We start from the raw sequence: 21,912 nt of genomic DNA on the forward strand, positions 1-21,912 counted from the left end.
ACCCGGGCACGGCCTACCTAGGGCACTTGGTCCCCGCTGTAGGACCCATCCGGACCAGCGGCGTTACGCCGGATGCGCCGGTGCGCGCCGCCGTACGCGCACGGAGGTGACCGCCCTGCCTCGCACCCCCGCCACCTCGAACGACCACCCGGAAAGGTGCACGACATCGCCGGGCGTGGTGGGGATGCGCCCGAGTTCGGTCAGCACCAGGCCCGCCACCGTGACGTAGTCGCCGAGCGGGGCGTCGGTCAGCCTCACCCCGAGTTCGGCGAGGTCGTGCACAGCGAACGTGCCGGGCAGCGTCAGGGTGCCGTCCGGCTCGACGCGCACCCGAGCGAGGTCACGGTCGGTCTCGTCGTAGATCTCGCCCACGATCTCCTCGAGCAGGTCCTCCACCGTGACGATGCCGGTCACCGAACCGCGCTCGTCGACGACGAGGGCGAACGGTTCACGCTCGGCCTGCATCCGCAGCAGCGCATCGCCGACCAGCGCCACGCCGGGCAGCAGCTGGGCGGACCGCGCCACCTCCGCGACGCTCTCGTCGTCCCTGCCGACCAACTCGCGAAGGCTGACCACGCCGACCACGTCGTCGAGGTCGCGGCCGCCGACCACGGGTGCGCGGGAATGCCCCGAGGCCGCCAGCGCGGTGAGGGCCTGCCGCGCACCCAGGTCGGCGGCGACGGTGAACACGCTGCCGCGCGGCACCTGCACCTCGCGCAACGTGCGCCGCCTCAGCTCGAGCGCTCCGGTGACGATGGCGCGCTGCTCGGGAGTCAGCGATGGGCTGCCGGCCACGGCGTGGCGCAGTTCGTCGAGCGTGAGTTCCTCCCTGCCTGCTGCCGGGTCTCCGCCGAACGCTCGCACCACCAGGCTGGTGGCCTTGCCCAGCAGCCACACCACGGGGCGCGACACCACGGACAGCCAATGCAGCGGCGTGGCCGCGAGCAGTGCCCATCGCTGGGCGTACTGCATCGCCAGCCGTTTCGGCGCGAGTTCGCCGAGCACGAGTGTGATGAACGTCAGCACAAGCGTGACCACCGCGACCGCCACCGGCTCGGCAGCCGCGCCGAGAAACCCCAGCGGGCGGGCCAGCGGTCGGGCCAGCGACACCGCCGCCGTCGCGGAAGCGAGAAAACCGGCCAGGGTGATGCCGATCTGGATGGTGGCCAGAAACCGGTTCGGGTCCCGGGCGAGCCTGACCAGTAGCCGCTCGCGGCCGCCGCCACGTTGCTCCAGCACCCGCAGTTGCTCCTGCCGCAACGACACCAGCGCCACCTCGCTGCCCGCGAGCAGCGCGTTGAGCACGACGAGCACGAATACCAGCCCGAGGGTGTACCAGTAGCCGGCCATATCGAAAAGCGTGCGATCCCACGGCACGCGCAGGCAGGGCCCTTCGGCCCGTCCTCCCTCTGCCCGGTGACATCGGTACCGCCCTGGGACTTTCGGCCCTTCCCCGCTCTCGCGCGCACCGCGCACGGTGCACCCATGACTGAAGCAAAAGACATCATGCACAGCGGCGCCGAGTGCGTCGGCGAACACCAGACCCTCGCCCATGCCGCTCAACGGATGCGCGAGCTCGACATCGGCGCCATGCCGATCTGCGGTGACGACGACCGGCTCCACGGCATCATCACCGACCGCGACATCGTCATCAAATGCATCGCCCAGGGCAAGGACCCCAACACCATGACGGCGGGCCAGCTCGCGCAGGGCACTCCCTACTACGCCGACACCGACGCCGACATCGAGGACGTCCTCACGATCATGGAGGAGCACCAGATCCGCAGGCTTCCGGTCGTCGAGGCCGACAACCACCGGCTCGTCGGCATGATCAGCGAGGCCGACATCGCAAGGAACCTGCCCGAACACGCCATCGCCCGCTTCGTCGAAACCATCACAGCCCGAAGCTGACCACGATGGCCACCGCACAGGAACCCGACGCGGCAGGCACCACGTGGCGGCCGCGGCCGAGCGACCCGGTCGTGCGGGCGGAGTACACCTCGCAACACTGGCTCGCCGTGGTGGGCGAGCGGCTTGGCGGAGCGGACCGGCACTACAGCTACCGGGTGCTGCGAGCCTGGTTGCACACGGTGCGGGAGTTGCTCGGCGTCGAGGACGCCGCTCACCTGGCGGGCCAGTTGCCCGAACAGTTGCGGGGAACGTTCTTCGAGGGCTGGGATCCCGCGCGGGTCCCAGCCCACTTCGAGCCGGGCGAGTTCACCGAGCGCTTCGCGCGGGAGGCGGACGTATCGGCCGACGAGGTGCCGACACTGGCGGAGGCGACCACCACAGCGGTGCGCGGGCTGTGCTCCCCCGGCCACATCGACCGGCTGCTCGAACTGCTGCCGCGCAGGTTGAGCGAGACGCTGTCCGGCGAGCGGGCCCGCGAACGCACCGCGCCACCGCTGGAGTCGAGGCTGCGCGAACTCGAGGCGGCGGTGGAAACCTTGACCGGTGCCGTCAGCGCGCTGGCGAAAGGGCTCGAGCGCACGCCGGTCGACGAACCGATCGGCGACCGGGGAACGCGGGCCGCACGGGAGGCACACCAGATCCTGCTCGCCCGTGGCAGGTACTGACATCGAGCGCTGCCGCCCACGCCGGGTTCTCGACCGGTCACCGCCGCACGACAGCGGTGTCCGGAAGGGACCTTCGGCCCCATGACAGGCGCTGCCGCAGCGGGTCATGCTCGAGTGTCGGACACACCCACCTGGCCCGTACTCCAGCAGCGCCGGCACCAGGAGGAACCATGCCAAACCATCAGGACCCCCTCGCCAGGGCACAGAACAGCGCACACGAGTGGCTGGCCGCGATCTCGCAGGCGCTCGGTACCCAGGACCGCCGCTTCGCGTATCGCGCGCTGCGCGCCTGGCTGCACGCACTACGTGACCGGCTGACCGTGGAGGCCGCGGCACACTTCGCCGCACAGCTTCCCGAACTGCTGCGAGGCACCTACTACGACGGCTGGGTGCCCAGCCGGGTGCCGGTCCGCTTCAGCACCGAGGAGTGCGTCGAGCGGTTCTCCACCCACGCCACGGTGCGCCGCACCGATGTGCGAAACACCATCACCGGGGTCTCCACCGGCATGGCGGAGCTGCTGTCACCGGGGACGCTGGAGCACGCGCTGCAACAGCTGCCCCAGGACCTGCGTGAGCTGTTCACACCGCAGCAGCCCGCCGTGGCCCGCGCCGGGCAGGAGGAGCGCGGCAGGCACGGGCACAACGGCGAGCACGCCGAGCACGCCGAGATGCAAAGCCAGCTTCGCGACCTGCGCAGGCAGATCGACGACCTCACCGACGCCGTGAGTGCGCTGAGCAGGAGGGCGTAGCCCCGCCGCCCCGCGCGCGGCACGCCCCGGTCACGCGCGCCACCCGCTCGCCACGGCCGGCGGCGCGCGTGTTCGTGCTCGCTGCCGGGCAGTCGGTGAGGCGGCCCGTTTGTCCCGGCGCCTGTCACAACCACCAACCATGTCTGGTCCACACCAGTCCGTTCCCGCCAGGGACCAAAGTCCCCGGCGGGAACGGACGTTCGGTTTCCGTTCCCGGGCCGCGCCTCCCTACCCGTACGGGCGGCACGCCACCACACTTGGTAACTGCCCGAAGCTCCTACGCAGAACACGGACGGACAACCCTCGATGCCGAACTCAGCCTCGCCCGCGCGCAGCGGGGAACACGGCCGCACCGCGTGGTTCATGCTCGCGATGGCCACATTGGGTTTCGCACTCAACTTCTGGGCCTGGGCGCTGCTGAGCCCACTCGGGCCGAGGTTCCAGGAAGACCTGGCGCTCGGCGCGTTCGAGGTGGCGCTGATCGTCGCCGTGCCGGTGGTGGTCGGCTCACTCGGCCGAATCCCGGTCGGCGCACTGACCGACCGCTTCGGCGGCCGCATCATGTTCCCGCTGGTGTCCGTGGCCACCATCGTGCCCATCCTGTTCCTCGGCATCGCGGGACACAACTCCCTGGCCGCGCTGCTGATCGGCGGCTTCTTCCTCGGCCTGGCGGGCACCACGTTCGCCATCGGAGTACCGTTCGTGAGCGCGTGGTTCCCCGCCAACCGCAGGGGTCTGGCGATCGGGGTGTTCGGCGCGGGCATGGGCGGTACCGCCATCAGCGCGCTGACCACAGTGGACCTCGCCAACTCGTTCGGGATCACCGCGCCGTTCGTCATCACCGCGATCGCGCTCGCGGCCTACGCCCTCGTCGCGGCTGTGGTACTGCGGGACGCCCCCGGCCACACGGCACCTTCGGAGTCGATGATCCACCGCCTCGCCACCACGCTGCGGCTGCCCGCGACCTGGGAGGCGTCGGCACTGTACGCCGTGGCGTTCGGCGGCTACGTGGCCTTCTCGGTGTACCTGCCCGCGTACCTGCGCACGGCATACCAGCTCTCCCCCGCCGACGCGGCGAACCGCATGGCGGGCTTCGTGTTGCTGGCAGTCCTCATGCGACCGGTCGGCGGCTGGCTCTCCGACCGGTTCGGCCCCATCCGCGTGCTGGGCGGCTCCATGGCCGTGGTCGCGCTGGGCGCCGCGACACAGAGTTTCACGCTCACCCTCATGCCGGTGGCCACGGTCGCGTTCCTGGCGATGGCCGCGGCGCTGGGAGCCGCCAGCGGCGCGACGTTCGCCCTGGTGGCGCTGCTCGCCCCGCCGGACAAGGTTGGTGCCGTCACCGGTGTGGTCGGTGCGGCAGGTGGCCTCGGTGGCTTCGTTCCTCCGCTGGTGATGGGCGCAGTCTACGGTGAGTTCGGCAGCTACGCGCTCGGTCTTGGCGCGCTGGCGCTGGTCGCCGCCGCGGCGCTGGTGTTCACCGCCACCACCGTGCGCAAGGCGGCCGAGTCGCACCACGCGGGCATGGCGGGCGTGTGACCCACGCCCGCTCAGCGGGTGTGGCGAAGCGTCAGGGCGAAGAACTCCTCGCGGGATGCGGCATCCTCGCGCAGTGCGCCGTGCAGCGCGGAGGTGACGGTCAGCGCACCCTGCGCCCGCACGCCTCGCAGCGACATGCACAGGTGCTCCGCCTCGATCACCACCCCCACGCCGTTGGGGGCGAGTCGCTGCTGCAGCCAGTCGGCCACCTGCTTGGTCAGCCGCTCCTGCACCTGCAGGTCACGTGCGAACAACTCGATGACCCTCGCGAGTTTGGACAGGCCGAGGATGCGCTCGCCCGGCAGGTAGCCGATGTGGGCCACCCCGCGAAAGGGCAGCAGGTGATGCTCGCACAGCGACTGGACCGGGATGTCCCTGGCTACGACGAGCTCGTCGTAGCCCTCGTCGTTGCCGAACGTGGTGAGCTCGAACTCCCTGGGCCGTAGCAGTTCGGCGTAGGAGGACGCGACCCGCCTCGGTGTGTCGGCGAGGTGTTCGCTGTCGGGGTCCTTGCCCAGCGCCAGCAACAGGTCGGCCACCGCTCGCTCGGCGGCCGCCAGATCCGGCTCGGCACGCTCCCCCGCCACCCGGGGCCCGCGCCGACCCGCCACCGCCAACCGCCCTGCCTGACCCGAATGCTCCAGCTCGGACACACTCATCGCTCACCCCGTCTTCTAACGCCAGCAAAGTTCGACCTTAGAATCGAGCCAGAGTTTTAGTCAACATTCTTTTGTTTTAGAATTGGAGCATGGACGACCAGCTCGCCGCCGTGGCGGCACTCGACGAGCCGACCCGCCGCAAGCTCTACGGCTACGTCGCACGCCGCCGCGAACCGGTGAGCAGGGACGAGGTCGCCGACACCTTCGGGTTGTCCCGAGGCACCGTCGCCTTCCATCTCGACAAGCTCGTGGACGAGGGGTTACTCGCGGTCGGCTACGCCAGGCGCACCGGCCGCACCGGTCCAGGCGCGGGGCGGCCCGCCAAGCTGTACAGCCGATCCGAGCGGCAGGTCGCCGTTTCGCTCCCGCCACGCCACTACGACCTCGCGGGGCACCTGCTGGCAACCGCCGTCGAGGCGGCCGAGGAAACGGGCCAACCGGTGCGGTCCGCGCTGGCCCGGCACGCCAGGGAGCTGGGCCGCGAGCTCGGCGCCCGCTCGGTGTCCGAAACCGACGGTGAGCCGGCTCGTCGGGACGCCGCACTGTCCGCACTGGAGGAACACGGCTTCGAACCCCGCACCGAGGCCGGCGGCGTGGTGCTCGGCAACTGCCCGTTCCACGCCCTCGCCCAGCGACACGCCGAACTCGTCTGCGGGATGAACCTCGACCTGCTGCACGGACTACTCGAAGGCATCGGCGACACGGGCCTGCACGCCCTGCTGGAACCCGCGCCGGGACACTGCTGCGTGCGGCTGGCGCCGCGCTGACCCGGCGGCGAGCGGCGTGAGCGAGGCTCAGTGCGGCTGGTCCGGGTAGCCGGGGTTGGCCACCGCCAGCCGCTCGGCGACATCGGCCCGCACGGCGTCGAGCACCGCCGGGTCGAACGGGTCGAGCCTGCCCTCACGCAGCGCGGCCGCGAACTCCGCCCGATCGCGCATCCGCAGACCCGCGAGGCGTCGCGCGTGGTCCGCCTGCTGCTCGGCGCCCACCGCGAGCTCTCGACGCACGATGTCCAGCACGTTCGCCGCCACCCGCGCGTGGTAGCGCAGGGCGGCGTCGGCCTGCGTGGCGACCTCGCAGCGCAGGAACTCCCCCACCGCCTCCACCAGATCGGCCGCCGTCGGCCTGCCGTGCAGCTGCACCGGCTCGGCCGGTTCGCGCTCGGCCGCGCGCCCCACCCCGAAGCCGAGCGCGAGCAGCAGGTCGTGTTCCTGCTCGCACACCCTGCGCCCCACGGCGGCAAGCTCCACCGAGCGGGTCAGCCCGCCGAGATGGCGCTGCGCCTGATACCGGCAGTACACCGCCCACTTCGCCGTGCCGTACACCTCCCACCAGTGCAACCGAGCCGTATCGGGGCGGCTGCCCGCCACCTCGGCGTAGCCGTCCAGCAGCTGCTCCCTGGTTCCGAAGCCGCCCACCGGCAGCGCGCAGCCGAAGCGCCACGCCTTGACGCACAGCCACCCCAGGTCCTCGACGGGGTCGCCGCGATGTGCCAGTTCCCAGTCCAGCACCGCACGCAGCCCGTCGGTGTCGACGATGAGGTTGCCGTTGCGGAAGTCGCCGTGCACCACGGTTTCCTCGGCAGCGGGTGGGCGGTTGGCCCGTAGCCAGTGCAGTGCCACCTCCACGGTCGGCAGCGGCTCGCCGAGTTGGTCGTAGGTCCGCACGAGCGCATCGAGCGGGTCGGCGTGGGGCAGCCCGGGAACGGCCGCGACCGGGATCCGGTGCAGGCGCGCCAGCACCCGTCCCAGCTCGACGGCCAGCGTGGCACGCACCTGTTCGAACCGCGGTTCGCGCAGCAGTCTCCTCGGAATGGTCTCGCCGTCGACGTGTTCGGTGAGCACGTAGGGCGCGCCCAGTACGTCGTCGCCCCCGCAGTGGTCGACCAGCCGGGGCACCGGCACCCGCTGTTCGGCGGCCGCGGCCAGCAGCGCCGCCTCCATCGCCATCGTCGGCGCGTCGCCGTGCCCTGGCGGGTCCCGCCGCAACACCAGTCGCAGCGGTTCACACCACTGCGGCACCGCCTGCAGTGCCCACGTCTGCCTGCTGGCGCCGCCGGTGAGTCTGCGAAGGCCGCGGATCTCGACGGCGCTGCCCCACAGCCTGCTCAGCCGTCGCTCGAGCAGGCCCGCGAGTTCGTCGCTCACGCCCTGGCCCGCTTCCCCGGCCCCGCGAACCCGAACAGGTAGCCCGCGACCTTGCGCAGCTGGATCTCCTCGGTGCCCTCGGTGATGCGGTACCGGCGGTGGTGGCGGTAGATGTGCTCGAACGGCAGGTGCCGGGTGTAGCCCATGCCGCCGTGTACCTGCATCGCGCGATCGGCGGCCTCACACACCAGGCGGTTGGCCCGGTAGTTGCACATCGACACCTTGTCGCTGATCAGAGCGTGGTCGGTGCGGTCGAGTTGCCATGCCGTCTTGCGCACGAGCGTGCGCACCAGTTCGGCGTCGGTCTGCAGCTCCACCAGCGGCCACTGCACGGCCTGCCGTGCGGCCAGCGGCTGTCCGAACGCGACACGTTCGCCGGCGTAGGCCACGCTGCGGTCGATGCAGTACTGCGCGGCACCCACCCCGGAGGCGGCCTGCCGGATGCGGTTCTCGTGCACGAAGTGCTGCGCGAGCGCGAGTCCCTCGCCGACCTCGCCGAACACCGCCGAGGACGGCACGCGCACGTCGGCGAGTGTCACCTCCGCGTGATCGGTGGGCATGTTGAACGTCCACCAGTGGAAGTCGACGGTGAAGCCTGCGGTGTCGGTGGGCACGATGAACGCGGTGATGTCGCGAGCCTGCCCCGGCTCGCCCGAGGTGCGCGCGAAGACGACGTCGTGGGTGGCGGTGTGCATTCCGGAGTTGAACCGCTTGCGGCCGTTGATGATCCAGTCGTCGCCGTCGCGGCGGGCCGTGGTTTCCAGCCATGTCGCGTCGCTGCCGTGCTCGGGTTCGGTGAGCCCGAAACCGACCCGCTTTCGCCTCGTCAACATGTCCTCGACGAACTCCTCCCGCTGCCGCGGGGTGCCGAAGGCCAGAAACATGTGCACGAACGGGAAGTTACCCACCACCGACGACTCGTTCTGCAGATCGTTGTGCAGCCCGAGCCCCCTCGCGGCCAGGTGCTCGCGGATCACCGCCATGTCGAGATTGGACCCGCCGCTGCCACCCACCTCTTCCGGCAGGCCGTAGCGCAGCCAGCCCGCCCGGTCGGCGCGGTCGAACATCTCGCCGAGCAGCGCCTCCCATTCCGGGCGAGGGGTGCCGCCGTTGTCGAAATCGGTGCGGCTGAACTCGCGCCGATGGTCGAAGAAGCGTTCGTTGTCGTCCTGCTGTTGCAGCGGGACGATCTCGGTGTCGATGAAGTGGTCCAATTCCGCCAGCCGCGTGCGCAACTTCGCGGGCAACTCGAAATCCATCGCCGCTCCTTGTCGTTCCCCGGCCGGTCGGCCTGCCCGCACCGAACCCGGAATCGAGCAGGGCTCGCGAGTCCGGACCAGCGGCCGGTACCGCTGGCAGCCTGTCAGGGCCGACCAAGATCAGTCAATGCCGACTGTTTCTGTCGCGTGCCGCAGGTGGCCAGTACGCTGTGCCGATGGCCCAACCGGCACAACGAGCGCGAGCGACACCGCGCAGCCGCGAGGAGCGCAGCGCCGACAGCCGCGCGCTGATTCTGGACGCCGCCGTGGAGTGTCTGGTCGAGCACGGCTACTCGGGCGCCTCCACGCTGGCGATCCAGGCCAAGGCCGGCGTGTCCCGGGGACGGCTGCTGCACCACTTCCCTTCCCGCGACGGCCTGCTGGTCGCCGCCGCGCAGCACCTGGCCAGCGAGCGGTTGACCCGCACCCAGGAACGGGTCGCCGAGGCGCTGACCGGCGAGCCCGCCGGACCGCGCCGCGTCGATCGCTGCGTGGAACTGCTGTGGCTGACCTTCCACGAGCCGCATTTCTGGGCGGCGATGGAACTGTGGACGGCAGCGCGCACCAATCCCGCGCTCGCCGCCGCGCTTCGCCCTGCCGAGCGCAGCCTGCGCAAGGCGATCCACGAGGTGGCCGACCGGATCTGGGGCCCCGCCGTGGTGACGCATCCCCGCTACGAGGAGTTGCGAGAACTCCTGTTCACCAGCATGCGGGGCGCCGCGCTGCCGTACGCGTTCGAGCAGCGCCCTCCCGGTTCGGACAGGCACGTGCGGCTGTGGAAGTCGATCGCGCGCACCCTGCTCTTCGGCGAGGACCAAGCGCGGCAGGCAGCGCAGAAGTAACAGTCAGCCTTGACCGCAACGGGGTCGGCGGGTGAGCATGAGGCAGGTCACACCCTCCAACCCGGTGAGGTCGCCGATGACATCCCCCGAAATCCCCCGCCTGCTCGGTCGCGGCATGACGATGGGCGACCAGCTCGCCCGGCACGCTCGGACGATCGGCGACCGGGTCGCGTTCCGCTTCGAGGACGAGTCCCGCACCTACGCGCAACTCGACGAGCGGGTCAGCAGGCTCGCGGGCGCGCTGCTCGAGCGGGGGGTCCGCAGCGGCGATCGGGTCGCCGTGCTGGGGCTGAACAGCCTCGAGGTCATCGAGACGTTCTTCGCCTGCGCCCGGCTCGGCGCCATCTGCGTACCGGTGAACTTCCGGCTGGTGGCAGACGAGATCGGCTACGTGCTGGCCGACAGCGGGAGCAGGGCGTGCGTCGTGGGGGCACAACTGGCCGAGCAGCTGGCCAAGGCCAGGAACCAGCTCGACACCGAGACCGCGTGCCTGGTCTACGGCGGCGACTCCCAGGCGGTCGCGCTCGCGGGGCCCGGAGCCGAGGACTACGAGCGGGCGCTCGCCGAGGTGTCACCGGAGTTCGAGGAAGTGCCGGTGGACGAGCACGAACCGGCGTTCATCATGTACACCTCGGGCACCACGGGCCGCCCGAAGGGTGCCGTGCTGACCCACTTCAACCTGCTGCTGCACGCCTTCAGCAACATGGCCACGCTCGGCGTGACCAACGACGACCGGGTGTGGCTCGCGGCCGCGCCGCTGTTCCACATCGCGGGGCTTTCCGGAATGCTGCCCAACCTGCTGCTGGGCGGAAGGACGGTGCTGCTGCCATCCGGGCAGTTCGACCCCGCGGCCACCCTGGACGTGATGGAACGCGAGCGGGTGTCGTCGTGCTTCCTCGTACCCGCGCAGTGGCAGGCGATCTGCGCCGTGCCAGACATCGCCGAGCGGGACCTGTCGTCGCTGCGCAAGATCTCCTGGGGTGCCGCGCCCGCCTCGACGACCCTGCTGCGGACCATGATCGACACTTTCCCGCAGGCAGAGGTCACCACCGCCTTCGGGCAGACGGAGTGCAGCCCGGTCACCACCGTGCTGCGCGGCGAGGACTCGATCCGCAAGATCGGCTCCGTCGGCACGCCCATGCTCAACGTCGAGGTGCGCCTGGTGGACGACGACATGAACGACGTCGCGCAGGGCGAGGTCGGCGAGATCGTCTACCGGGGCCCGATGGTGATGAAGGAGTACTGGAACAAGCCCGTGGAGACCGCCGAGGCGTTCCGTGGCGGCTGGTTCCACTCCGGTGACCTGGTACGCCAGGACGAGGACGGCTACTACTACGTGGTCGACCGCAAGAAGGACATGATCATCTCCGGTGGCGAGAACATCTACTGCGCCGAGGTGGAGAACGTGCTCGCCGCCCACCCCAAGATCGGCGAGGTCGCGCTCATCGGCATGCCCGACGAGCGCTGGGGCGAGACGCCGCTCGCGGTGATCGCGCCACGGCGGTCCGACGACCCCCCGACACCCGCCGACCTGGACGCCTGGTGCGCGGACAGGCTCGCCAGGTACAAGCGACCACGCCGGGTGGCGATCGTGCCCGCGTTGCCGCGCAACCCCAGCGGTAAGGTGCTCAAGACGCAACTGCGCTCCGATCGGGAGGCAGGCAAACTCGACGTGCGACCGACGTGAGGTAATCCGGTTCGGCCAGGCGAACGAGTCACGCCGAAACCGGGTGACGATTCCCGGCGAACCGCTCCGGCGTTCGGCCGAAAAGCCGGCTCGAGGCGCGGCGGCGCTACCACACCGCGCCGCACGGCTGCCCGGCCCACCGTGTTGTGCCCGCTTCGTGCGCCCAGTACTCTCGGCGGCGCCCGCAGGGTTGTCGCGGGAATTCCGCCACCGGCCGGTTTCGCGCGCGCGGCGGATCAGTCACATTGGTTGGGAGTTCGTGGTGCCGATTACGGGTAAGGTTGTCCGGTTCGACGAGTTTCGGGGTTATGGTTTCGTCGCGCCGGACACCGGTGGTGAGGACGTGTTCATCCACGTCAACGACCTCGATTTCGACAAGAGCCTGCTCGGCCCCGGGGCGCGGGTGGAGTTCGAGGTGGAGGACGGCGAGCGCGGGCTCAAGGCGTCCCATGTGCAGTTGCTCGAGCAGGTTCCCCGTGGTGTCACGCCCGTGCTGGGTTCCGCCCGGCAGCGCGGCGACGACGAGCCCTCCGACGCGCTCACCGAGCGGGAGTACCTGGAAGAGGTCACCGAGATCCTGCTGAGGGCGGCACCCGCCGCCACCGCGGAACAGATCCTGAACATTCGCCAGCACCTGGTCAGGTCGGCGCGCCACCACGGCTGGATCGTCGAGTAGCCGGGCGTACACCTGGCCGGGTGATCGCCGAATTCGGTCGCTCGACCGGCTCCCGTCGCGACAGGCTGTTAGCTTCGGGCTTTCCCGCGGTAACGCACCCTCGCGTCAGGAGTCTCGGCCGTGCGCAGACGAGCTCGCTTGCGGGCCATGCTGGTGGTCACGCTGCTCATCGCCTCCACCGGATGCACCGGACCCGACAGGCAGACGGGCGGAACGGACTTCGATCCCGCACCGGTAGGGCCTTCCTGGGCTCCTCGGCCGAGCCAGTCCGTCGGGCTCAGCACACTGGCCGAAGTCCGAGGCGACCGCTACCTCCTGCACACCCGCCACGGTGACGTTGGCTTCCTGCCGGGAGTCAACCTCGGGCCGACCACCCCGGGACACCAGCCGGGCGAGTTGGCGATCAGCGCGCAGGACGTGCGGCGCTGGCTGCCGCTTATGCGCGAACTCGGGTTCCGGGTGGTGCGCGTCTACACGATCATGCCGCCCCATTTCTACACCGAGCTCGCCGACTACAACGCAGACCACCCGGATGCTCCGCTGTACCTGATGCAGGGCGTATACCTCCCTAACGAGTCCTATCTGGACAGTGGCGACCTCTACGAGCGGGGCATGACCACGTCGTTCACCGAGGAGTTGCGTGACGCTTCCTCAGCCGTGCACGGGGAGCTGGAGCGCGCTCCGCAACGGGGCAGGGCTGCAGGGCAGTGGACCGCCGACGTGTCGCCGTGGCTGGCCGGGTGGATCATCGGGGCCGAGCTGGACCCCTACGCGCTGCGTTCCACCAACGAACGCAACGCCGGGCTCGCCCCGTACGAGGGTCGCTACTTCCGCAGCGCCGAAGCGGCCAACCCGAGCGAACGATGGCTGGCGGCGCGGATGGACGAGCTGGCCGGGGAGGAGGCCGAACGCGGAACGAGCGTGCCGATCGCGTTCGTCAACTGGCCGACGCTCGACCCGCTCACACATCCGGAGGAGCCCAGAGAAGGCGAGGACCTCGTAGGGTTGGACGCCAACCTGATCGAGGCCACCGACGCCTGGCCGGGCGGAACGTTCGCCAGCTACCACGCCTACCCTCACTACCCCGACTTCCAGCGCTACGAGCCGGGCCTGCGGATGCGCAGGCGGGGGAAGATCGATCCGTACGCGGGCTACCTGGCCGCACTGCGACGTCACCACGCGGGCACGCCGGTGTTGCTCTCGGAGTTCGGCACCCCCTCCTCGCTCGGCACGGCGCATTTCGCGCCGCTGGGCAGGGGCCAGGGCAACCACTCCGAGCAGCAGGCCATGGCCATCGACGCCGAACTGCTGCGGACCATCCACGAACTCGGCATGGCAGGCGGGCTGCTGTTCTCCTGGACCGACGAGTGGTTCAAGCTCACCTGGAACACCCAGCCGAGGCAACTTCCCGCCGACCGCCGACAGTTGTGGCACGACCCGCTCACCAACGAGCAGTACTTCGGGATCGTGGCCACCGATCCGGGTGCGGAACCGGCCTCCGCGGAAACGGTGATCGCCGAGGACCGCGCGGGCACAGTCCGCGCCGGTACCGACGAGTCCTACGTGCACCTGGAGATCCAGGGGGCGAACCGCCTCCAAGGGCGGGTCACGCTCGGCTTCGACGTCGTCCGGGGCGGCACGCGGGTGCTGCCAGGCACCGATATCGCGGCCGACGGCGCGGATTACGCCGTTGTCGTCGACATCGGCGACGGCACGGCCGACACCGCGAGGGCGTGGGTACGCGAGCAGCAGGACCCGGTGCTGCTGGACAACCTCCGTGGCGCTCTGCCGCGCCCGGTGCCGGTCGACGGCTGGCGGTTACAGCAGCTCACCGTCAACGGCCCGCGCACCGTCCCCAGCACCGGAGAGGAACTGCCCGCCGAGTTCTTCGACGTCGGTGATCTGCGCCCGGGCGAGTTTCGACCGCGAGAGCCTGGCTACGACAGTCGCGCCACGTGGCAGGTCGACCGCAATGTGCTCAAGCTGCGGATGCCGTGGGGCCTGCTCGGGATGGCCGACCCGTCGTCGAAGCGCGCGCTGGTGATTCGCCCCGACCGCACCGCCACGACCACGACGGTGGAGCGCATCGGACTCACCGTCCACCTCGGCGATCGGCGCATCGACACCGAGGGAATCGGCTGGGAGCCGTGGAACGCGGTCGAGTACCGCGAGCGTGTCAAGGCGGGCGTGCAGCCGCTGGTCGACGCGATCGCCGAGGTGACACCGAGGTGATACCCACCTCGGCAGGCGTGGCCGGTCAACCTCGCGCCGTGCCGTCCTCGGCACCCTCCTGGTGGTGGCCGCGCTCCGGCGGCATGCCACCTCCCGGACCCCCGAATCCGGGAGGGCCGCCTCGACCACTGTCGAAGCCGCGAGCGTGGCCGGGGAAGTCGCCCCCGCGTTCGCCCCCGCCATCGGTGGTCGCGCCGAGCGCGAACCCGCCGAACCCACCGACCAGCAGCAGGCCGACCGCCGCGGCCGCGATCGCGACGCGCCCGCGTACGGGACGCGACGACCAGCCACCACGCGGCCGTGGTGCGGTGGCTGCAGCAGGTGCGTTGGTTGCGGTGGCCCCGGTGGTTTCGCGCTGCTCGGTGCCCTGTGGGTTCTGCGGGCTCTGTGGGCTCTGTGGGTTCTGCGGGCTCTGTGGGCTCTGTGGGCTCTGTGGGTTCTGCGGGCTCTGTGGCCGGGGGCGGTTCTCCTCGGCCGATGCGGCGGCCGGGAGTTCTGTGGTCGTTTCGGCCGGTGTGCCCGGTTGTGCCGGCCGGTCGGCCTCCGGCCGCTCGCTCGGATGACCCTGCTGTGGCTTGGTTTCGTCGCTCATCAATGCTGCTCCTCTTGTCCTGAGCACCATCCTGCGTGGCACGGCTGAGGAAGTGACAAGAGTGGCCTGTGAGCGTGCTGTGAGTCCGCCACCCGTGAGTGCGGGGTTCAGTGGGTGGGGTGGGTCGGCGAGAAGTGCACCGGAAGGCCGGTCAGTCCACGCAGCAGCACTGAGTCGCGCCACCGCAGTGCCTCCGGCGGGACGGCAAGGGCCAGGTCCGGCAGCCGGTCGAGCAGCACCTCGACACTGGTCCTGGCGATCACCTCGGCGAGTTCGGGAGCGGGGTAGGGACAGCCGTGCTCACCCTGGCCGAACGACAGGTGGGCGCTGTTGCCCGCCGTGTCCCGGCCTGCCGCGCGCACGGCCGGGTCGGCGTTGGCCGCGGCCAGGCCCAGCACCACCAGGTCACCCGCGTGCAACCGCCTGCCGCCGAGCATCGTGTCGCGGCTGGCGACTCGGCCGATGAAGTTCTGCACGGGGGTGTCGCGCCACAGCACCTCGTTCAGCGCCTGACCGACGCTCGCCCTTCCGCCCGAGAGGTCGGCCGCGAACCTGACGTCGGTGAGCAGCAACCGGATCGTGTTGCCGATCCAGTTCGCCGTCGGCTGGTGTGCGGTGGAAAGCAGCACCAGCAGGTCGAGCACGATCTCTTCGTCCTCCAGACCCGCGGGGTGCGCGATGAGCCTGGACGGCACGTCCGCCGACGGGTGCTCGCGTTTGGTCTCGACCAGCATGCGCATCCGCTCCCGCACCCGGTCGTAGGCATGCATGGACTCCGATCCGCCGGAATCCATGGAAGCGGCGATGTCGCGGACCAGCCCAGGCGTTTCGCTCTCCGGCATGCCGTAGATCGCCGCGACGGCGCTCAACGGGATCCGCTCGGCGTACTGGCCGATCAGGTCGGCCTTGCCACCGCCTGCGAAGTCGTCGATCAGCCGATCCGCGATGCGTTCGCAGCGGGAAACGAGTTCGAACTGGTCCACATCGGCCAGCGCGTCACTGATGGCCGCCGAGCGGCGCTGGTGCAGCGGTCCTTCGGTGAACATCACCGAGGTGTTGTAGAGGACGTAGGCCAGCAGCGACCAGTCGTCGGGAACCCGGTCCCACGCGTTCCAACGCCGGGTGTCGCGGGCGAACAGCCGTGAGTCGGCCGTCACCCGCTCCAGCTCCGCGTAGCCGCAGACGAACCACGCGGGCAGGTCCCCCTCGAGCAGCACCGGCGCCACCGGCCCGTACGTCTGCCGGATTCGTTCGTACAGCGCGGAAGGGTCTTCGTTCAACCCTGGTCCGGACAACCGGATCGGCTCGACGGCCTCGGCCGTGTCACCGGCGTCGTAGTGCCGCTCGGTCATGACGCTCTCCCCAGACTGGTCAGCGACGGTGTTCCGCCGGGACGCTACCGCAGCGCGGCGGTGTCCATCCTGCGACAGGTTGGCGGACCGTTTCACATCCGTTGAGCGCTACCCATGATCGACCAGCTCTGGCAGTATGCCGCGAGGCCGACGGTTCACCGGGTCGTCGGCGGTCGGTTCAGCCGCCAGAAGGGAACAGCCGCGCATGACCGTGAAGGGGTCCACGGGTCCGACGAAATCCCGCTCCACCCCACCGGGTCCGATCAGCATGCTCCGCAGCACCATCGCCTTTCAGCGGTCACCGCTCGACTACCTCGGCGGGCTCATCAAGACCTACGGTGACGTGCTGACCTTCCGGCTGCCCACCTCCCGGATCGTGGTGCTCAGCCACCCGCACCACGTCAAGCACGTGCTGCAGCAGCGTGCAGGCAACTATCCTCGCGACACCGCAGCCCACAAGATGGCACGCAACATGTTCGGCAACGGGCTGGCCACGATCTCGGGCGGGCCGCAGTGGCGACGGCAACGCCGACTGGTACAGCCCTCCTTCCACTACCAGCGCGTCGCCGCCATGAGCGAGCACATGCTGACCGTCATCGGGGAAACGCTGCAGCGCTGGCAGCGACTCGCCGCCGAGGGGGAGATCCTCCAAACCAACAAGGAGATGCGGCAGTTGACGCTGCGCGTCGTCGCCAAGGCACTGTTCTCGCTCGACGAGGAGGAGCGTGTCGCGCGCTTCGCGCGAGCGGTCGACCGGATGGACCACGAACTGTCCGCCTACATGCGATTCCCCATCGTCCCGCTTTCCGTTCCCACCGCGGGCCACCGCAGGTTCTGGGCGAGCCTCGGCAAGGTCAGCGACATCATCACCTACGTCATCGAAAGGCAGCGCGCCGATCCGGTGGACCGCGGCGACCTGCTGTCACTGCTGATGCAGACACAGGACGACGAGACCGGCGAGCGGATGTCCGACGAGCAGTTGCGCGACGAGATCTTCGTGATGCTGTTCGCGGGACACGAGACCAGCGCCAACGTGCTCACCTGGGTGCTGTACCGGCTGGCAAGGCATGTGGACGTGCAAAAGCGCGTCCAGCAGGAACTCGCCCAGGAGTTGGGCGGGCGCGACCCGGCGCTGGCCGACTGCGCGAAGCTGGTGTTCACCCGGTGCCTGATCGACGAGACGATGCGCCTGTATCCGCAGCAGTGGCAGGGCTGGCGGTCCACCGCGGAGGACGACGAGATCGGCGGCTACCGGATACCGGCGGGCACCGACATCTTCTTCAGCACCTACCACGTACACCGGCACCCCGAGTTCTGGGACGAGCCGGAGGCCTTCCGTCCGCAGCGGTTCCTCCCCGAGCAGGTGGCGCGGCGCGACCGCAGCGCCTACATTCCGTTCGGTTCCGGACCGCACCTGTGCGTGGGCAACCAGTTCGCGCTGACCGAGATGCTGTTGCTGCTGGCGAGCGTGCTGCAACGCTTCGACGTCACGCTCGCAGAGGACGTCACGGTCGCGCCCAAGCCGCTGGTGACGCTCGGCCCGCAACGGGAGGTCCCGATTCGGCTGCTACCAAGAAACTGAGCCGGCCCGCCGAGCCGACCCGCCGAGCCGATCCGCTGAGCCGGCCCGCGCCGGATTCGGGTCAGAAGAACCCCTCGTGCTCACCGGTGACGGTGGAGCGCGCCTTAATGCCGCGCCGGTGACCGTAGTCGGCGCTGATCGCCTCGGCGGTGCGCACCAGCAGCGGCACGACCTGCCTGCGCAGCTCGTCCACCGAGGAGCGTCCGATCGAACTGGAGGAGGCCAGTGCCGCCACCACGGAGCCGGAGCGGTCACGCACCGGGGCCGACGCCGACACCAGGCCCTCCTCCAACTCCTCCGACACGATCGCGTAGCCCTGTTCGCGCACGGTCCGCAGCGCGCTGCGCAACTCGGTCGGGTCGGTGATGGTCAGTTCGGTGCGCCGGGGCAGGCCTGCCTCGATCACCTCGTCGATGCGCGACCGCGGCGCCCACGCGAGCAGCACCCGGCCCATCGAGGTGGCATGCGCTGGCACCCTGGTACCGATCGACACGTTGATGCTCATGATCCGCCGCACCGGTACGCGGGCGATGTAGACGACCTCGGTGCCGTCGAGCGCGGCGAGTGACGCCGATTCACCGGTCTGCTCGGCGAGCCGGAGCAGGTGCGGTTGCGCGATCTCGATCATCGCGTGCGACGCCGAGTAGTGCTGCCCGATGCTGAGCACGCGGGGGGTCAGCGACCACCGTCCGGACTCGCCCTGCACATACCCCAGATGCTGCAGCGTGAGCAGGATGCGGCGAACAGCCGGACGGGAAAGCCCGGTCGCGGCTGCCAGTTCGGCCAGCGTCGGGTTCGGCCGGTCGGCGTCGAAGGCGAGCAACACCGCGAACCCGCGCTCGATGCTCTGGATGAGATCGCGAGAGTTCTCTGCCGTGCTCATGACCGACATCTTTCCTTATCCGAGGTCTTGACTCCGCCGCCCGCCGAGGGCACTCTCAACATTGACCGCATTGCGGTCAGAGAGTACGCAGAGCGTACAGGAGGTGTCGATGCGGACACTGGACCAGCTTGACCTGCGGAAGGGCTTCGGCCGCTTCGCGACCGGCGTCACGGTCGTGACCTGCGCCAATGACCGGGGCGAGCCACACGGCGCCACGGTGAACGCGTTCACGGCCGTCTCGCTCGAGCCTGCGCTGTGTCAGGTGACCGTCACCCGCCGCTCGAAGATCTGTGGCTACCTGCTCGACGCGCCGTTCGCGGTCAACGTGCTGGCCGCGGAACAGCTCGACCTGGCATGGCATTTCGCGGGCAAGCCAGGCGACACCGCGCCCCGGTGGGCGCAGGGCGCCACAGCTCCCGTGCTCGCCGGGAACGCGGCGACCATCTCCTGCCGCCCGTGGCGTACCTACGACGGCGGCGACCACCTCATCGTCCTCGGCGAGGTGGTGGAACTGGACTCCACCGAGGCCGAACCCCTGCTGTTCTACGCGGGGCAGTTCCGCCAGCTCGGCACCCGCCCCAGCGGCTCGCACTGGGCCGCTTCCCTCGACTGCCCCGACCTCGGCTGGTTCCCGGCCGCGCCGGCGGCCTGACCCCCACACCACCCGTCAACGACGACGAAGGGAACCCCTAGTGGTTATGCAGCAGCAACCGGCGCCGGTGAGCTCCGGCTCGAAAACGGCCCGGCCGATGACCGGTGACGAGTACATCGAAAGCCTCCGCGACGGCCGGGAGGTCTTCCTCTACGGCGACAAGGTGGACGACGTCACCACCCACCCGGCGTTTCGCAACTCGGTGCGGATGACCGCCCGCCTCTACGACTCGTTGCACGACCCCGAGCAGCAGCACGTGGTCACAGCACCGACCGACACCGGCAACAACGGCTACACGCATCCCTTCTTCCGCACCCCGCGCAGCGGTGCCGACCTGCTCGCCGACCGCGACGCTATCGCGCACTGGGCCAGGATGACCTACGGCTGGATGGGACGCAGCCCCGACTACAAGGCCGCGTTCCTCGGCACGCTCGGCGCCAACTCCGAGTTCTACGAACCCTTCGCCGACAACGCCCGCCGCTGGTACACCGAATCGCAGGAGAAGGTCCTGTACTGGAACCACGCGATCATCAACCCACCTGTCGACCGCGACCGCGCGCCCGACGAGGTGAAGGACATCTTCATCCACGTCGAGGAGGAGCGCGACGACGGCCTCATCGTCTCCGGAGCCAAGGTGGTGGCCACCGGTTCCGCGATCACCAACTACAACTTCATCGCCCACTACGGCCTTCCCATCAAGAAGCGCGAGTTCGCGCTCGTGTGCACGGTGCCGATGGGCGCGCCGGGAATGAAGCTCATCTGCAGGCAGTCCTACGCCCAGAGCGCGTCCACGCCGTTCGACTACCCGCTGTCCTCGCGCTTCGACGAGAACGACACCATCTTCATCCTGGACCGGGTGAAGATCCCGTGGGAGAACGTCTTCATCTACGGCGACGCGGAGAAGGCCAGCACCTTCTTCCCCGGTTCCGGGTTCCTGCACCGGTTCACCTTCCACGGCGTGACCCGGCTGGCGGTGAAGCTGGACTTCATCGCCGGGCTGCTCATGAAGGGCGTGGAAGCCACCGGCACCAAGGACTTCCGGGGCATCCAGACGCGCGTCGGCGAGGTGATCGGCTGGCGCAACATGTTCTGGGCCATCTCCGACGCCATGGCGGCCAGCCCGGACGAGTGGATCGACGGCGCGGTGCTGCCGCACCTGGACTACGGGCTTGCCTACCGGTGGTTCATGACGGTCGGTTACCCGCGGGTGCGCGAGATCATCCTGCAGGACCTTGGCTCCGGCCTCATCTACCTGCCCTCGCACGCCGACGATTTCCGCTCCCCCGAGATCCGGCCCTACCTCGACCGCTACGTGCGCGGCTCCAACGGCATGGACGCGATCGAACGGGTGAAGCTGATGAAGCTCATCTGGGACTCGGTCGGCAGCGAGTTCGGCGGCAGGCACGAACTCTACGAGCGCAACTACTCCGGCAACCACGAGGGTGTGCGCGCGGAGCTGCTGTTCGCCGCGCAGCAGTCCGGTGCCGCCGACGCCATGAAGGGTTTCGCCGAGCAGTGCATGGCCGAATACGACCTGGACGGCTGGACCGTCCCCGACCTCATCAACCCCGACAGCAACGGGAGCAAGCGATGACGACCACACAACACTCCCCCTCCGCCGCCGCTTCCGGAGCCTCGGCCACCGAGGCGTTCCGCGCCGCCAGGGGCGAAGGCGAAGCCCAGGTGACCAGCGAGCGGATCGCCGACGTGGTGCAGGCCGTGCTCGCGGGCGTGCACGAGGCCATTCGCGCCAAGCAGGTCAGCTACGCCGAGTTCCAGGCCGCCAAGCAGTGGCTGATCGAGGTCGGCGAAGGCGGTGAGTGGCCGCTGTTCCTCGACGTGTTCGTCGAGCACGTCGTCGAGGAGGTCACCGCGCAACGCCAGCACGGCACCAAGGGCAGCATCCTCGGCCCGTACTACCTGCCGGACCAGCCCAAGCTGCCCTCGGTGGCGACGCTGCCGATGCGGCCCGACGAGAAGGGCACCCCGCTGACGCTGTCCGGGCAGGTTCGCGACCTGGAAGGCAACCCGGTTCCCGGCGCGGAACTGGACATCTGGCACGCCGACGACGACGGCTACTACTCCGGGTTCGCCCCGCACGTGCCGGAGGGCAACCTGCGCGGTGTCGTCGTGGCCGACGGCGACGGCCGGTTCGAGGTGAGCACCGTCAAACCCGCGCCGTACCAGATCCCGACCGACGGGCCGACCGGCAAGCTCATCGAGGCGGCGGGCTGGCACCCGTGGCGCCCCGCGCACCTGCACCTGATCGTGCGGGCGAGCGGTCACCGCCAGATCACCACCCAGCTCTACTTCGAGGGCGGCGAGTGGCTGGAGGACGACGTCGCACAGGCCACCAAGCCCGAACTGGTACTCGACCCGCGTCCGGACGGCGAGGGCAAGCTGCGAGCCGAGTACGACTTCGTGCTCGAACCGCAGGGCTCCTAGGCGGCAGGGGGCGGCGCGGACACCCGTCCCGCCGCCCCCC

General features: G+C 69.9%; 20 protein-coding genes. 13 read left to right on the top strand and 7 right to left on the bottom strand.

The annotated features are described in order from the left end of the window. Positions 1-63: 63 nt before the first annotated feature. Positions 64-1,350, bottom strand: a complete 1,287-nt coding sequence (locus SACMADRAFT_RS14660; RefSeq protein WP_040926436.1) for a hemolysin family protein — start codon at positions 1,348-1,350, stop codon at positions 64-66. 135 nt (positions 1,351-1,485) lie between these two features. Between SACMADRAFT_RS14660 and SACMADRAFT_RS14665 the strand changes: the two genes are divergently transcribed. The 4 genes from SACMADRAFT_RS14665 to SACMADRAFT_RS14680 all read left to right on the top strand — a co-directional run bounded on the left by SACMADRAFT_RS14665 (position 1,486) and on the right by SACMADRAFT_RS14680 (position 4,864). Next, the gene (locus SACMADRAFT_RS14665) at positions 1,486-1,911 is read left to right on the top strand and encodes a CBS domain-containing protein (protein WP_009154614.1); all 426 of its coding nucleotides are present in this window, start codon (positions 1,486-1,488) and stop codon (positions 1,909-1,911) included. A gap of 5 nt (positions 1,912-1,916) precedes the next feature. Further along, positions 1,917-2,576, top strand: coding sequence for a DUF2267 domain-containing protein (locus SACMADRAFT_RS14670; protein WP_009154615.1), 660 nt, complete (start codon positions 1,917-1,919; stop codon positions 2,574-2,576). Between the two features lie 170 nt (positions 2,577-2,746). Continuing rightward, positions 2,747-3,325 (top strand): DUF2267 domain-containing protein, encoded by a 579-nt coding sequence (locus SACMADRAFT_RS14675; RefSeq protein ID WP_009154616.1) that lies wholly within the window; start codon positions 2,747-2,749, stop codon positions 3,323-3,325. 306 nt (positions 3,326-3,631) lie between these two features. Beyond that, entirely contained in the window at positions 3,632-4,864 is a 1,233-nt protein-coding gene (locus SACMADRAFT_RS14680; protein ID WP_009154617.1) for an MFS transporter, read from the top strand. 11 nt (positions 4,865-4,875) lie between these two features. On the opposite strand, the gene folE is transcribed toward SACMADRAFT_RS14680, so the two are convergent. Then, positions 4,876-5,523: a GTP cyclohydrolase I FolE gene (folE, locus tag SACMADRAFT_RS14685; protein ID WP_009154618.1), complete on the bottom strand. Its 648-nt coding sequence runs from the start codon at positions 5,521-5,523 to the stop codon at positions 4,876-4,878. An 89-nt stretch (positions 5,524-5,612) separates the two neighbouring features. Between folE and SACMADRAFT_RS14690 the strand changes: the two genes are divergently transcribed. Next, the gene (locus SACMADRAFT_RS14690) at positions 5,613-6,290 is read left to right on the top strand and encodes a helix-turn-helix transcriptional regulator (protein ID WP_009154619.1); all 678 of its coding nucleotides are present in this window, start codon (positions 5,613-5,615) and stop codon (positions 6,288-6,290) included. 27 nt (positions 6,291-6,317) lie between these two features. On the opposite strand, the gene SACMADRAFT_RS14695 is transcribed toward SACMADRAFT_RS14690, so the two are convergent. Next, positions 6,318-7,670: a phosphotransferase family protein gene (locus tag SACMADRAFT_RS14695; RefSeq protein ID WP_009154620.1), complete on the bottom strand. Its 1,353-nt coding sequence runs from the start codon at positions 7,668-7,670 to the stop codon at positions 6,318-6,320. Beyond that, positions 7,667-8,929 carry an acyl-CoA dehydrogenase family protein gene (locus tag SACMADRAFT_RS14700; RefSeq protein WP_009154621.1) on the bottom strand — a complete coding sequence of 421 codons (1,263 nt, stop codon included), beginning with the start codon at positions 8,927-8,929 and terminating at the stop codon, positions 7,667-7,669. Before SACMADRAFT_RS14700 ends, SACMADRAFT_RS14695 begins: the two co-directional genes overlap by 4 nt. Positions 8,930-9,105: 176 nt before the next feature. Here SACMADRAFT_RS14700 and SACMADRAFT_RS14705 point away from each other — a divergent pair, with 176 nt between their 5' ends. The 4 genes from SACMADRAFT_RS14705 (at position 9,106) to SACMADRAFT_RS14720 (ending at position 14,366) form a co-directional block, all read left to right on the top strand. Continuing rightward, on the top strand, positions 9,106-9,771 hold the full coding sequence (locus SACMADRAFT_RS14705) for a TetR/AcrR family transcriptional regulator (RefSeq protein WP_083840907.1): 666 nt from the start codon (positions 9,106-9,108) through the stop codon (positions 9,769-9,771). A gap of 76 nt (positions 9,772-9,847) precedes the next feature. Further along, positions 9,848-11,458, top strand: coding sequence for a long-chain-fatty-acid--CoA ligase (locus SACMADRAFT_RS14710; protein WP_009154623.1), 1,611 nt, complete (start codon positions 9,848-9,850; stop codon positions 11,456-11,458). Positions 11,459-11,720: 262 nt separating this feature from the next. Then, the gene (locus tag SACMADRAFT_RS14715) at positions 11,721-12,134 is read left to right on the top strand and encodes a cold shock domain-containing protein (RefSeq protein WP_009154624.1); all 414 of its coding nucleotides are present in this window, start codon (positions 11,721-11,723) and stop codon (positions 12,132-12,134) included. A 120-nt stretch (positions 12,135-12,254) separates the two neighbouring features. Next, on the top strand, positions 12,255-14,366 hold the full coding sequence (locus tag SACMADRAFT_RS14720; RefSeq protein WP_009154625.1) for a hypothetical protein: 2,112 nt from the start codon (positions 12,255-12,257) through the stop codon (positions 14,364-14,366). A gap of 25 nt (positions 14,367-14,391) precedes the next feature. On the opposite strand, the gene SACMADRAFT_RS29945 is transcribed toward SACMADRAFT_RS14720, so the two are convergent. Then, positions 14,392-14,958 (bottom strand): hypothetical protein, encoded by a 567-nt coding sequence (locus SACMADRAFT_RS29945; RefSeq protein WP_009154626.1) that lies wholly within the window; start codon positions 14,956-14,958, stop codon positions 14,392-14,394. A gap of 107 nt (positions 14,959-15,065) precedes the next feature. Beyond that, entirely contained in the window at positions 15,066-16,310 is a 1,245-nt protein-coding gene (locus SACMADRAFT_RS14730) for a cytochrome P450 (protein WP_009154627.1), read from the bottom strand. Between the two features lie 205 nt (positions 16,311-16,515). On the opposite strand from SACMADRAFT_RS14730, the gene SACMADRAFT_RS14735 reads away from it, so the two are divergent. After that, complete coding sequence (locus tag SACMADRAFT_RS14735; protein WP_009154628.1) at positions 16,516-17,892, top strand: cytochrome P450; 1,377 nt, start codon at positions 16,516-16,518, stop codon at positions 17,890-17,892. 61 nt (positions 17,893-17,953) lie between these two features. Here SACMADRAFT_RS14735 and SACMADRAFT_RS14740 read toward each other — a convergent pair whose 3' ends face one another. After that, entirely contained in the window at positions 17,954-18,784 is an 831-nt protein-coding gene (locus tag SACMADRAFT_RS14740) for an IclR family transcriptional regulator domain-containing protein (RefSeq protein WP_009154629.1), read from the bottom strand. A 100-nt stretch (positions 18,785-18,884) separates the two neighbouring features. Here SACMADRAFT_RS14740 and SACMADRAFT_RS14745 point away from each other — a divergent pair, with 100 nt between their 5' ends. Genes SACMADRAFT_RS14745 through catA form a run of 3 tightly spaced genes read left to right on the top strand, consistent with a single transcriptional unit; the run spans position 18,885 to position 21,872 of the window. Then, positions 18,885-19,427 carry a flavin reductase family protein gene (locus tag SACMADRAFT_RS14745; protein WP_009154630.1) on the top strand — a complete coding sequence of 181 codons (543 nt, stop codon included), beginning with the start codon at positions 18,885-18,887 and terminating at the stop codon, positions 19,425-19,427. A 46-nt stretch (positions 19,428-19,473) separates the two neighbouring features. After that, positions 19,474-21,021 carry a 4-hydroxyphenylacetate 3-hydroxylase family protein gene (locus SACMADRAFT_RS14750; protein WP_009154631.1) on the top strand — a complete coding sequence of 516 codons (1,548 nt, stop codon included), beginning with the start codon at positions 19,474-19,476 and terminating at the stop codon, positions 21,019-21,021. Next, a complete protein-coding gene (catA, locus tag SACMADRAFT_RS14755; protein WP_009154632.1) occupies positions 21,018-21,872 on the top strand; it encodes a catechol 1,2-dioxygenase in 855 nt (284 codons plus the stop codon). Before SACMADRAFT_RS14750 ends, catA begins: the two co-directional genes overlap by 4 nt. Positions 21,873-21,912 lie beyond the last annotated feature (40 nt).

It is taken from the genome of Saccharomonospora marina XMU15 (assembly GCF_000244955.1).
GTDB classification, from domain to species: domain Bacteria; phylum Actinomycetota; class Actinomycetes; order Mycobacteriales; family Pseudonocardiaceae; genus Saccharomonospora_A; species Saccharomonospora_A marina.